Source organism: Streptomyces sp. NPDC088725, assembly GCF_044751305.1.
GTDB lineage: Bacteria > Actinomycetota > Actinomycetes > Streptomycetales > Streptomycetaceae > Streptomyces.
Genome location: NZ_JBIVLO010000008.1, coordinates 284,386 through 297,206 on the forward strand (window position 1 = coordinate 284,386; position 12,821 = coordinate 297,206).

Genomic DNA, 12,821 nt, shown 5'->3' on the forward strand with positions numbered 1-12,821 from the left:
GCTGTTGGTCACCAACAGCGTCACGGACCCCGCGGACCCCCGTGAACCGCCTGCCCTGGGCTACCCCGGCGCGTGCGCGGACGTGGCCGTTTCCGCGGGCACCGCGTTCAGCACCTCGCCGAGCGTCCTGGCCGCCCGTTCCGCGTCCGCGAATCCGACGTACAGCGGGGTGAAGCCGAAACGCAGCACGTCAGGGCGGCGCAGGTCGCCCACGATGCCCCGTGCGATCAGTGTCTCCATCACCGCGGGCGCTTCCGCGCAGCGCAGGGCCACCTGGCTGCCGCGCTCCGCGTGCGCGGCCGGGGTGAGTGAGCGGACCCGGCCCGGCGGGGCGTACGCGCTCACGCACTCCAAGAAGAAGTCCGTCAGCGCCAGGCTCTTCGCCCGTACCGCCTCGACCGTCACGCCCTCCCACACGTCGAGCGCCGCCTCCAGCGCCAGCATGGAGAGGATGTCGGGCGTACCGACCCGGCCCCGGATCGCGCCGTCCGCCGCCGCGAAGTCCTGGTCCATCGCGAACGGGTCCACGTGCGAGGTCCAGCCGGGCAGCGGGGAGTCGAAACGGTCCTGGTGGCGCTCGGCGACGTACAGGAAGGCGGGCGAACCGGGGCCTCCGTTCAAGAACTTGTACGTGCATCCCAGCGCCAGATCCACGCCGTGCGCGTCGAGCCCGACCGGGAGCGCGCCCGCGCTGTGGCACAGGTCCCAGACCGCGAGCCCTCCGGCCTCGTGCACCGCCGCGGTGATGCCCGCGAGGTCGTGGAGGCGGCCCGTGCGGAAGTCGGCGTGGTTCATCAGCACGACGGCCGTCCGCGGGCCCAGTGCGCCGGGCAGGTCCGCCGGATCGACGGGGACCAGCGGTTTGCCGGTCATCCTGGCGGCGGACCGCGCGATGTACCCGTCCGTCGGGAAGGTCGTGGCGTCGACCAGGATCTCGTCCCGCGCCGGGTCGGTGGGGTCGAGGAGCCGTACGGCCGCCACCAGGGCCTTGAAGACGTTGACGCTGGTGGAGTCGCCGACGACGATCTGGCCGGGTCCCGCGCCCACGAGGGGTGCTATCCGGTCGCCGATCCGCTCGGGCGCGGTCCACCAGCCGCTCTCGTCCCAGGAGCGGATGCGCAGCTCTCCCCACTGACGGCTGATGACGTCCTGAAGACGCTCGGGAACGTGGCGGGGCAGCGCGCCCAGTGAGTTCCCGTCGAGGTAGACGGTGTCGTCGTCGAGCGCGAAGAGCTTGCGGCGATCGGCCAGTTGATCCGCGGCGTCCAGGGCCGCGGCCCTGGCGGCGAGGGACCGCGTGGGTGACGTGGGTGACGTGGGTGACGTGGGTGACTGCGAGCTGTCAGACATGGCTGCGGGCCGTCCAGAGTTCGGGGAAAACGTTCTTCGTCGCGCGCTTCTCCAGCCAGGCGACGCCGGCGGAGCCGCCCGTGCCCGTCTTGGAACCCATCGCGCGGCGGGTCGCCACCAGGTGGTCGTTGCGCCAGCGCCACACCAGCTCGCCGACGTCCGTCAACGCCTCGCCGAGCCGTATCAGTTCGCCCTGCTGGTCGGCGTCGGAGTAGATCCCGGCCCAGACTGCCTCGACCTCGGCTGACGGGTCGTACTTCTGTGACAGGTCGCGGTCGAGCACCGCCTTCGGGACGGGGAGACCGCGCCGCGCGAGCAGCCGCAGCGTCTCGTCGTACAGGCTCGGCTCCTGGAGGGCCTTCTCCAGCTCGGCGTGCACGCGCGGGGCGCCGCGGTGCGGAACGAGCATGGACGCGGACTTGTCACCGAGCATGAACTCCATACGCCGGTACATCGCCGACTGGAATCCCGAGCCGTCACCGAGCGCGCTGCGGTACGAGTTGAACTGCGCGGGCGTCAACTGCCCGAGCGGCGTCCACGACGCGTTGAGTGCCTCGAACTCGCGCACGGACCGCTTGAGCGCGTCGACCGCCCCCTGGATCCGGTCCTCGCGCAGCATGCGGCAGGCCGTCTCCCACTCGTGGACGATGACGGTGAACCACAGCTCCATGACCTGGGTGGTGACCAGGAAGACCATCTCGCCGGGGTCGTCGGAGAGCGGGTGCTGCAGATGGGTGAGGACATCCGCCTGTACGTAGTCCTCGTACGGGGTCGTCCCCGCGAAGTCGAGATCGGGCGCGTCCATTTCGGGGTCGTGCGACATCTCTGTCTCCTCGGTATCGCTACCGGGTAGCGGTCCGCCCCTTCCATGTGGTTTCGGAGCTCCGGTCCCCTGCGAGCATCATAATCCGGGGCCGATCAGCCCGCCGGGCCTGTGGATAACCTCTGGATCAGGCGCGCGTACGCCGAAGGCCCACCTCGTCGTGTGCGTGAGGTGAGCCTTCGGAGCGGGTCTTCAGGGCGGGCTTCCGGCGCCGCGGGGCGGGTTCCCCGGTTCAGCCCAGCGTGTCGGCGGCCGCCGGCGAGGAGTCGCGCAGGAACGTCGCGCAGCGCTCGTACTCCTCCTGCTCACCGATCGACTGCGCGGCGCGCGCGAGCGCGTGCAGGGCGCGCAGGAAGCCGCGGTTCGGCTCGTGCTCCCAGGGCACCGGGCCGTGTCCCTTCCAGCCGCTGCGGCGCAGCGAGTCGAGCCCACGGTGGTAGCCGGTCCTCGCGTACGCGTACGACTCGACGACCGATCCGTTCTCGAACGCGACATCGGCGAGCTGCGCCCAGGCCAGCGACGAGGTCGGATACTTCGCGGCGACCTCGGCCGGCGGCGTTCCGTTCGCGAGCAGCTCGCGCGGTTCGGGATCGTCGGGCAGTTCGGTGGGGGGCGGTCCCCCCAGGAGGTTTTCGTGAATGGCCATGCCTACAGTCTGCCCTGCCCGCCGGGCTACGCCGGACTCTCGCCGGGTCTTCCCGCGACCTCTCCGGTTTCCCCGGACGGTGTGGTCTCGACCGGCGGCGACGTCAGACAGCAGTGGACCCTGGACTCGACGTCCGCCAGGGCCTTCGGCTCACTCGCAGGCGTACGGACCCGGAAGAACGCGATCGCCGACCCCAGCACCAGCACCCCCGCGCAGATCGGCATCGCCCGGTGGAAGGCCGCGCCGAACTGCGTCGCAGAGTGGTACGCCTCCGGCCCCATGCCCGCCAGCAGCGGCAGTGCGGCCACCGCGAGCAGGCCGGCCGCACGGGCGGCCGCGTTGTTGATGCCGCTGGCCAGGCCCGCGCGGGTGTCCGACACGGAGCTGAGCACCGTCGCCGTCAGCGGCGCGACCAGGGTCACCATGCCCATGCCCTGCACCACCAGCGCGGGCAGCACGTCCCGGAGGTACGAGGCGTGCACGCCGATGCGCAGCATCAGCAGCATCCCGGCCGCGCACAGCAGCGGGCCCACCGTGAGCGGGATGCGCGGGCCGATCCTTACGGCGAGTGCGCCGGACCGCGCGGACAGCAGCAGCATCAGCACGGTTGTCGGCAGCAGGGCCGCGCCCGCGCGGAGCGCCGAGTAGCCGACGACGACCTGGAGCTCGAGCGCGATCAGGAAGAAGAACCCGCCGAACGACGCGTACACGCAGAGCGTCACCAGGTTCACCGAGGTGAACAGCCGGGACCGGAAGATCGACAGCGGCAGCATGGGGTCCGACCGCCGCTTCTCGACCCGTACGAAGGCCACCGCGACCAGCACGCCCGCGATTCCCGCCCAGACGTTCCGGGCGATCAGCGCGTACGTGACCAGTGCCAGGGCCGCGGCGCCGAGCGCCGCGCCCGTCACGTCGAACCTGCCGTGGTGTGCCGGGTCCCTGGACTCCGGTACGTGCCGCAGCGCCACCGGCGCGCACAGCGCGGCCAGCGGCAGGTTGATCAGGAACACCCAGCGCCAGCCGGGACCGTCGACCAGCCAGCCGCCGAGGAACGGTCCGACCGCCGCGCCGACACCTCCGAGCCCCGACCACACCCCGACCGCCCGCGCCCGGTCATCCGGATGGAAGCTCGCCTGGATGATCGCGAGGGACCCCGGGACCAGCAGCGCGCCGCCCACGCCCTGCAGCGCACGCGCGATGATCAGCACGGCGGGGCTCGGCGCGATGCCGCACAGCAGTGAGCCGAGCGCGAACCACACCACGCCGAGCACGAAGACGCGCCGCCGTCCGTAACGGTCGCCGAGCGATCCGCCGAGGAGGATCAGCGCGGCGAGCGTGAGCGTGTAGGCGTTGAGCGTCCACTGGAGAGCGCCCAGGGTCGCGTGCAGATCGTCGCCGATATGGGGCAGCGCCACGTTGACGACGGTCGAGTCCAGCAGCGCCATGCTGGATCCGAGCACCGTGGTGAGAAGGACCCAGCGGCCCTTGGCCGAGGACAGTCTGACGCCGGTGCCCGGGACCTCCGCATCCGGGATCTCCATATCCCGGATCATCCCCGCAGGGGGACCGCGTGGCCAGTCGGCGATGCGCGCGAATCAGCGCGGGCCCGGCGTCGGAAGACACCGGGCCCGGCGAGCGTGGGTCCCCGTCCGGCGGACCCGCTGTTCTTACTTGAGCTTCGTACCCGTGGAGCGCAGGGCGGCGCACGCCTCGGTGACACGCTTGGCCATGCCCGCCTCGGCCAGCTTGCCCCAGGTGCGGGGGTCGTACGTCTTCTTGTCACCGACCTCGCCGTCGACCTTCAGGACACCGTCGTAGTTGCGCAGGACGTGGTCCGCGACCGGCCGGGTGAAGGCGTACTGGGTGTCGGTGTCGAGGTTCATCTTCACGATGCCGTTCTCCAGCGCCGTGGCGATCTCCTCGGCGGAGGAGCCGGAACCGCCGTGGAAGACGAAGTCGAAGGGCTGGCTGCCCGCGGCCTGGCCGTACTTGCCGGCGACGCCTTCCTGGAGGTCCTTCAGCAGCTCGGGGCGGAGCACGACATTGCCCGGCTTGTAGACGCCGTGGACGTTGCCGAAGGACGCGGCCAGCAGGTAGCGGCCCTTCTCGCCCAGGCCAAGAGCCTCGGCGGTACGCAGCGCGTCGTCGACCGTGGTGTAGAGCGAGTCGTTGATCTCGTGGCTGACGCCGTCCTCCTCGCCACCGGTCGGGGTGATCTCGACCTCAAGGATGATCTTGGCGGCAGCGGCCTTGGCCAGCAGCTCCTGGCCGATGGACAGGTTGTCGGCAAGGGTCTCGGCGGAGCCGTCCCACATGTGCGACTGGAAGAGCGGGTTGCGGCCGGCCTTGACGCGGTCGGCGGAGACCTCGATCAGCGGACGGACGTACGTGTCGAGCTTGTCCTTGGGGCAGTGGTCGGTGTGCAGCGCGACCGTGATGTCGTACTTCGCCGCCACGACGTGCGCGAACTCGGCGAGGGCGACGGCGCCCGTCACCATGTCCTTGTTGTACTGCCCGCCCAGGAACTCAGCGCCACCGGTGGACATCTGGATGATGCCGTCGCTCTCGGCCTCCGCGAAACCGCGCAGCGCGGCGTGCAGCGTCTGGGACGAGGTCACGTTGATGGCCGGGTAGGCGAACTTGCCTGCCTTCGCCCGGTCGAGCATCTCGTTGTAGACCTCGGGGGTTGCGATGGGCATCGGGCCGCTCCTTGTGATGTGCGGGTGGAGGTGCTTGTCCCTGACCTGGGGGCGACGTCATCGTCGCCCCCATCTTTCCAGACTCTCTGTCGGGCTCCACCCTGAGCACTGCGGAGACGATGGCATGGGCCCGGCTGTTTCACGTGAAACAGCCGGATGCGCAGGTCAGAGCGGTCGGGGCCGGAGGGGGCAGACCCATCAGAGCGGTCGAAACGCTCACGCGAGGTCGAGGTCGTCCACCGAGTACACGTGTACGTACGGGAGCCCCGCGTCCGCGACGGCGGGAGCGGCCCCCCGCTCCACGATGACGGCGACGGCGACGACCAGGCCGCCGGCCTCCCGTACCGCCTCGACGGCCGTCAGCGGTGAGCCGCCGGTGGTCGAGGTGTCCTCGACCACCAGGCAGCGGCGGCCCTTGACGTCCGTTCCTTCGATACGGCGCTGCATTCCGTGCGCCTTCTGCGCCTTGCGGACGACGAACGCGTCGAGCCGCTTTCCGCGTGCGGCGGAGGCGTGCAGCATCGACGTCGCCACCGGGTCGGCGCCGAGGGTCAGCCCGCCCACGCAGTCGAAGTCCAGGTCGGCGGTCGCGTCGAGCATCACCTGACCGACCAGCGGAGCCGCGTGACCGTCCAGGGTGATGCGGCGCAGGTCGATGTACCAGTCGGCCTCGAGCCCCGAGGAGAGGGTCACTTTGCCGTGTACTACGGCGATGTCCTTGATCAGCTGGAGCAGCTCAGCACGTGCGTCAGTCATGGCCATGAGCTTAAACGCGGCCGCTGCCGGACCGGACCGGCAGCTCTCCGCTCGGCCCTCGCCGGCTCAGCTTCTTCCCGATCCGGCTTTCTCCGCTCCGGCTCTCCTGGTTCAGAGCCGGCGCCAGCTCCAGGTCGTCGCCACTTCCAGCGGTTCCAGCGGAGTGACGAACTGCGGCGCGGTGTTCAGCCCGTTCGGCGGGCCCGACTGCGGCTCCACGCAGACCGCTTCCTCCTGCTCGTCGTAGAGCACGACCCACTCGGCGCGGCTGGCGACCTTCAGCTCCAGCTGTTCCGGCCAGGTGAGGGTGACGTCGACGCCGTCGGGCATTCCGAAGCAGTCGTCCCAGGGGCCGGGGCGCGGCGGGATACGGCGGCCGGTGGGGAGGTGGTCGTCGCCGCGCTCCTCCTGCCACTCGGCGGTGAAGTCCACACGCGCGTCGGCGCCCCCGAGATTGCGCCGGAACCACGGATGCCAGCCGGCCTGCGCCGGGAACGAGGTGTCGTACGTCTCGACGGCGAGCGCCAGGCTCAGGCTGTCAGGGGTCAGCTCGAAGGTCTGGGTGACACGGCCCGTGTAGGGCCACGGCTCGGCCAGGTCGTACGTGAACGCGGCCTTGCTCCGCTGCTCGCTCTCGTCCACATCGGCGCGGGGACGGACGCGGCGCCAGGCGGTGTCGCGCCCGGTGCCGTGAATCGCGTGCGGCGGGGAGTTGAGCGGCATCTGGTGGACCGCCCCGCCGTTGCGGAACTGCCCGTGGTCGATGCGCCCGACCCACGGCACCATCGGGAAGCAGCCGTAGCGCTCCCCTTGGCGCAGCAGTTCGGTCCCGTCGACGCTGAGACTGCTGATCCGGCAGCCGTTCGCCGGGTTGATGGTCAACTCGGCGTTGCCCGCCGCCAGTCGGATGCTCTCTTCGCTGCTCGTCACATGACGAGATTACTGGCGACGGCGCAGGGCGCGCCCGACCACCACGGCCGAGGCGAGCGCGAGCGCGGCGGCGGGCGCCACCCAGCGCAGCGTGGCCCGGGCTCCGGCGGTCTCCGGCGCGGGCATCGGCGCGTAACGCCCGCGCGGCGGCGCGTGATCGACCTCTTCGGCGCTGCGCCCGATCATGGTCCGCCGTGCGTGCGCCGCCTCGGCGGCCGGCTCGTCGGGAACGAGGAAATCGCCGTCGCCGGAGGTGGTCTCCCCCCGGAGGGACGGCGGAACGGCCACATCGAAGATGGAGTCGGCGTCCACATCGGCGTCCACGTCGGCCTCGGCCTCCAGGTCCACGTCGGAGTCGAGATCCACGTCAGCGTCGAAGTCCACGTCAGCGTCCGGGTCCGTGTCCGAGCCGGACCCGGGATCCGGCTCCGGACCGGCGTCCCCGTCCGGACCGGCCTCCGCGCCGGGGTCCTCCGGGTTCACGTCCGACGCGTCTCCGTCGGCGTCCCGAGTCACGGTGTCGAAATCGGCGTCCACCTCCGCCACCGCGACCGGCCCCTGCGCCGCAGTCTCCGCCGCGCCCTCTCCGACCTCCGCCTCCGTGGCCGACGACTCCTCCGCGAGACGCGCGGCGAACCGGTCCAGCAGCCGGCGCGCCGCTGCCTTCGTCGTGTCCGGGGCGAGTTCCGCGAGGCGGCCGACCGGCTGCGAGCCGCCGGTGAAGGCGAGTGTCGTACCGTTCGGCCTCCTCTTGAGCCGTACGGTCAGCGTCAGCTCGACCGAGCCACCGCCCCGCACCTCAGCACCCTCGCCCGCGATCGTGAAGGCGCCCTTGCGCTCCGCGAGCGTCATCGAGCCCCGGTAGGTGATCGTGTGACCACCGACGCGGACCTTGACCCGGCCCGAGAGCGGGGACGCGGACGCCTCCGCGTCCTGTTGGAGCCCGGGGACGCAGCGGGCCACCCGTGCCGGGTCCCGCAGTGTCTGCCTCAGGGTCTCTGGCGAAACCGGAACGAACACCTCATGCTCCATAGGACCCGAGCCTACTCAGACAGCGCGGCTCCGGCCTCCTCCTGCGCACAACCGGCACCAGATCGCCAACGCGCGGACCGCCCGCAGCGGACGCCCATGCCTCGGATCGTGACCGCGCCCCCTCCGGTCGCGCCCCCTCCGGTCGTGACGCCTCACTCCATGTACCGCGGGTGCACCAGCGTCGACGGCGGCAGACCGGCTATCCGTCCGCGCTCCGCGCCGCGCGCGTCGGCCGTGAGCACGGAGGCCGCCAGCGAACGCAGCGGCGGCGCGTCCGCCGCCAGCCCGAGATCCGGCGGGCGGGCGCCGCGGCCCGCGAGGACGAATCCCCAGTCGCTCGCCACGGGTCTGCGGTCCCGGGCCCGGTCGGGGCCGGCCGCGAACCCGGAAGGCCGGCCCGTCGCGCGGTACGGGCTCGTCCCGAACCCGGCGGCGCGCAGCGTCGCGTCCACCGTCCAGTACGCGCGCGGCCGCGACGTGAGCGAGCCCGCGTGCACGGCCAGCCGGCCACCGTCGGAGAGCATCCGGCCGGCGAGACCGTAGAACTCCTCCGAATACAGCTTCGTGCTCGGGGTGATGCCCGGATTCGGCAGGTCGCAGATGATCACGTCGTACGCCTCGCTCCGCGCGGTCCGCAGATACGTGAACGCGTCCTCGTACACCGCGCGCAGCCGCGGGTCCCCGTACGCGTGGCCGTTGAGCGCGGCCAGCGCCGGGTCCGTACGCGCCAGCCGGGCGACCCACGGGTCCAGCTCCACCACGGTGACCGTCCTGACGTCCGCGTACCGCAGGACCTCGCGGGCCGCCAGGCCGTCCCCGCCGCCCAGGATCAGCACCCGCGCGTGCGGGCCGCGCATCGCCGGATGCACCAGCGCCTCGTGATAGCGGTATTCGTCACGGCCGCTGACCCGCAGCCTGCCGTCCAGATACAGGTCGAGCGGGCCCTTCCGGTCGCCGGTGAGGACGATCTCCTGGAGGTCCGTATGGACGGCGACCCGCACCCGGTCTCCGTACACCGCGCGCCGCGCCGCACGCTCGAAGTCCCCGACGAGTACGGTCGCGACGGCCAGCAGCGACAGCACGACGACATTGGCGGTCATCAGCAGCCAGCGTGAGCGGCGCGTCAGATCGCGGCCGAAGACCCAGAGGACGAGCGCGCCGCCCGCCGCCACATTGAGCGCCCCGGTCACCAGCGCGCCCGTCAGCTGACCGAGCCACGGCAGCAGCAGGAACGGAAAGGCGAGACCGCCCGCCAGCGCGCCCACGTAGTCGGCCGCGAACAGGTCGGCGACCGTCCCGTCCGCGTCCTGCCGGGAGACCCGCTGGATCAGCGTCATGAGCAGCGGGATCTCCGCGCCGATGAGTACGCCGATGGTGAGCGAGAAGCCCACGAGCGCGTAGCGCGGTTCGCCCATCCACGCGAAGCTCGCGTAGAGCACCAGCGCCGAATAGCCGCCCACCAGCGCGAGAGCCGCCTCCACCAGGCCGAAGCCGACCGCCGCCCGGCACCGCAGCCGTTTCGCGAGCAGCGAGCCGATGCCCATCGCGAAGACCATCAGCGAGAGGACCACCGACGCCTGCGTCACGGAATCGCCGATCAGATACGAGGCGAGCGCGACCAGCTCCAGCTCGTACACCAGTCCGCACGCGGCGCAGATGAAGACGACACCGAGGATCAGGAACCGGCCCGCGTCCGCGCGCACAGGCAGCCGCGCACCGCTCCCGAAGCGTCGGAGACCCCCGGAAACCTGGGGGCTCCGCCGGCTCGGAGGGCCCTCGGGTGTCGAGCCCTGGCGGGTCGCGGACATGATCTGCTCGGTCATGACCGTAACGCTACGTCACTACGCCGGTGCGGTTTGTCACCCACAAGGGTGCAACTACAACGCGGCAGGCATCCGGATCCCTACCCGCGTCCGTGTCACCACGAGCTTTCCCTCCTGCGGGTACGCGTGCCACGTACGCCACCGCACCTGCCCCTCGTCGCGCTGCGCCAGCATCGCGGTGAAGGCGTGCGGCGAACCGGGAAACGTGCCGGCAAGCCCGTTCGGATGATCGGACACCAGTGCGAGCAGCTCTTGGGCGCGCCCGGCGAACGAGCCGTGCGAGAGCGTCTCGACGCGCGCGGCGAATTCGTACTCCCACGCGCCGAGACGCTTGGAGACACCGAGCGGCAGCGGCGTGCTGCTGCCGGGAATGCAGGCGACCGTCTCGGAGCAGGCACCCTGCTCCTCCCTCAGCAGCACCTGGTGGGAGGCGCCGAGCAGTCTCAGCTGGAGTGCGGCACCGGCGAGGTCGAGATCGAGGACGGCCAGGGCGGGGAGCGGATCCCGACCCAGCGCCCAGGCCAGATCGGCGGCTCGGGTGTCGGTGTAGGCGGTATTCAGGGTCGTGAGCATGGATCGGCTCCGCAAAACACGCTTGACGGGTGGACCGGGGTCGCCCCGGAGGCTGAGCGAGGGGAACTTGTGGGGAGATCGCCTGCTCGGCTCCCGAAGGAAGAGGTCCGAGGGCTGGAAGCTCTCAACAGCGAGGGAATCATGAACCGCGCCCCGCTCACAGCGTTTTTACCCAACTTGACGGGGTTTCCATCCCCTGGGGGGCTGCACGGTTCACCTGTTCAACGGAAAACCGTTGAACCGGCGGGCCGCCGCACGCCGGAATCGTCAACATGACGGTGCCCGGTGGGATTTCACCCCACCGGGCACCGTTGTTCGCCGCGGACCAGCTGCCCCGTGTCAGCCGCCACCGCCACCGCACGACGAACCACCGCCGCACGACGAACCGCCGCCGCACGACGACCCTCCTCCGCAGGAGGAGTGACCGCCACCGCCGCAGGAGTGCCCGCCGGAATGGCCGCCCGAGTGGCCCCCGACGTCTCCCATGAGACCGCCTCCGCCGGAGGACCCACCTGCGGCCGCGCCGCCTCCCGCCCACCAACTGCTGGAGCTCGATGGGCGCTTCGCGCCCTTCTTCACCAGGGGGCTGCCGTGCGACTGCTGCCGCAAGGCGTCGCGCCGCCGTTTCCTCGCCATGGCTCCGATGAACACCGCTACGGCCAGTACCGCCACCAGTCCCAGAACCGGCATTGCCGTCACCGTCCTTCCATTCCCCCGAAGCAAGGCCCCCGCCTTCGCATGAGACGAATGTCCCCCAGGTGACGCCGGGCCAAAGCCGAGTTGAGCAACTACAGAGCTTTCACGCCCGTTTGGGGCCCTCCGGGCACCTGCACCGCCTCCGGCTCAGGCCTTCGCCAGAACCGCCAGCCGCTCGACGGCCTCTCTGATCGCGTCCTCGCTCTTGCAGAACGAGAACCGCACCAGCCAGTCGGGCGCGCCCCCGCTCACGTAGAAGGCCGAGGTAGGGATGGCGACGACGCCCGCGCGCCGTGGCAACTCCCGGCAGAATTCGACGCCGTGGGCGTATCCGGAAGGCCGCACATCGGCCTGTACGAAGTAGCCCGCGTCCGCCCGGAAGGTGCGCAGTCCGGCCCGTTCCAGGCCCGCGCTCAGCAGGTCGCGGTTGGCGCGCAGCTTTCCGCGCAGCCCGGCCGCCCACTCCTCCACCGAACCGAGCGCCCGCGCCAGCGCCTCCTGGTACGGCGTACCGGACGCGTACGTGAGGAACTGCTTCGCCGCGCCCACCGCGGCCACCAGCGGTGCGGGTCCGCACACCCAACCGACCTTCCACCCGGTTGTGTTGAACGTCTTGCCCGCAGAGGAGACGACCACGGTCCGCTCCCTCATACCGGGCAGCGCGGCGATGGCCAGGTGGCGGACGCCGTCCTCGTAGACGAGGTGTTCGTAGACCTCGTCGGTGATCACCGTCAGCGCGTGCTCGCGGCAGACGTCGGCGATCGCGTCCAGTTCGGCCGGCGTGAAGACCTTGCCCGTCGGGTTGTGCGGGGTGTTGAGAAGCAGCACGCGCGTACGCGGGGAGACCGCGGCCCGCAGCGCGTCCGCGTCGAGCGTGAAGCCGTCGCCGTCGAGAACGAGCGGTACGGCCACCAGCCGGGCCCCGGCGAGCCTGGCGTCGGCCGCGTACGCGTCGTAACACGGGTCGAAGGCGATGATCTCGTCCCCCGGATCGCAGAACGCGAGCACGGCGGCGGCCAGCGCCTCCGTCGCGCCCGTCGTGACCAGCACCTCGCCCTGGGGGTCGTACGTCAGGCCGTACCGGCGCAGTTGATGCGCCGCGACCGCCCCGCGCAGGGCGGGGAAGCCGACGGCGGGCGGGTACTGGTTGCTGCCCGCGAGCACCGCGTCCGCCACGTCCCTCAGCAGGAGTTGCGGGCTGTCCAGTTCGGGAACGCCCTGCCCGAGGTTCAAGGCGCCGGTGGTGCGGGCGAGTTCGGTCATCTCCGTGAAGATCGACGTGCCCATACCGCGCACGCGCGCCGCGGGACTCCAGCTTCCGGCACCTGCTGAAACGCGTTCGGCCGTGTCCGTGGCAGCCGTGTCCCTGTCAGCCGTGTCCATGCGATCGATCCCGCTTTCCCGAGTCCGCCGGCAGTTTCGCCCCTCACGATAGGGCGCGGCCGGAACGCGGACCCCTCACGTGAAAAGCCCGGTCGAGGGCCGCGATCGTG

11 protein-coding genes are annotated in these 12,821 nt (G+C 71.3%); all 11 read right to left on the reverse strand.

What is annotated here, in order from left to right:
• Positions 1–60 precede the first annotated feature (60 nt).
• Complete coding sequence (gene kynU, locus ACIP6N_RS21935; protein ID WP_401817776.1) at positions 61–1,350, reverse strand: kynureninase; 1,290 nt, start codon at positions 1,348–1,350, stop codon at positions 61–63.
• A complete protein-coding gene (locus tag ACIP6N_RS21940; protein ID WP_401817778.1) occupies positions 1,343–2,173 on the reverse strand; it encodes a tryptophan 2,3-dioxygenase family protein in 831 nt (276 codons plus the stop codon). Before ACIP6N_RS21940 ends, kynU begins: the two co-directional genes overlap by 8 nt.
• A gap of 232 nt (positions 2,174–2,405) precedes the next feature.
• Positions 2,406–2,819, reverse strand: a complete 414-nt coding sequence (locus tag ACIP6N_RS21945; protein ID WP_401817779.1) for a DUF3151 domain-containing protein — start codon at positions 2,817–2,819, stop codon at positions 2,406–2,408.
• A 26-nt stretch (positions 2,820–2,845) separates the two neighbouring features.
• The gene (locus ACIP6N_RS21950; RefSeq protein ID WP_401817781.1) at positions 2,846–4,360 is read right to left on the reverse strand and encodes an MFS transporter; all 1,515 of its coding nucleotides are present in this window, start codon (positions 4,358–4,360) and stop codon (positions 2,846–2,848) included.
• A 126-nt stretch (positions 4,361–4,486) separates the two neighbouring features.
• Positions 4,487–5,518 (reverse strand): class II fructose-bisphosphate aldolase, encoded by a 1,032-nt coding sequence (fbaA, locus tag ACIP6N_RS21955; protein WP_401817783.1) that lies wholly within the window; start codon positions 5,516–5,518, stop codon positions 4,487–4,489.
• 216 nt (positions 5,519–5,734) lie between these two features.
• Complete coding sequence (gene pyrE / locus ACIP6N_RS21960; RefSeq protein WP_401817784.1) at positions 5,735–6,274, reverse strand: orotate phosphoribosyltransferase; 540 nt, start codon at positions 6,272–6,274, stop codon at positions 5,735–5,737.
• Positions 6,275–6,385: 111 nt separating this feature from the next.
• Positions 6,386–7,204 (reverse strand): aldose 1-epimerase, encoded by an 819-nt coding sequence (locus ACIP6N_RS21965; protein ID WP_401817786.1) that lies wholly within the window; start codon positions 7,202–7,204, stop codon positions 6,386–6,388.
• Between the two features lie 9 nt (positions 7,205–7,213).
• Positions 7,214–8,224 carry an SRPBCC domain-containing protein gene (locus ACIP6N_RS21970; protein ID WP_401817789.1) on the reverse strand — a complete coding sequence of 337 codons (1,011 nt, stop codon included), beginning with the start codon at positions 8,222–8,224 and terminating at the stop codon, positions 7,214–7,216.
• Positions 8,225–8,388: 164 nt separating this feature from the next.
• On the reverse strand, positions 8,389–10,059 hold the full coding sequence (locus tag ACIP6N_RS21975) for a polyamine aminopropyltransferase (RefSeq protein ID WP_401817791.1): 1,671 nt from the start codon (positions 10,057–10,059) through the stop codon (positions 8,389–8,391).
• Between the two features lie 54 nt (positions 10,060–10,113).
• On the reverse strand, positions 10,114–10,632 hold the full coding sequence (locus ACIP6N_RS21980) for a DUF2617 family protein (RefSeq protein WP_401817793.1): 519 nt from the start codon (positions 10,630–10,632) through the stop codon (positions 10,114–10,116).
• Positions 10,633–11,475: 843 nt separating this feature from the next.
• Positions 11,476–12,615, reverse strand: a complete 1,140-nt coding sequence (locus ACIP6N_RS21985; RefSeq protein ID WP_401817796.1) for an aminotransferase class I/II-fold pyridoxal phosphate-dependent enzyme — start codon at positions 12,613–12,615, stop codon at positions 11,476–11,478.
• Positions 12,616–12,821 lie beyond the last annotated feature (206 nt).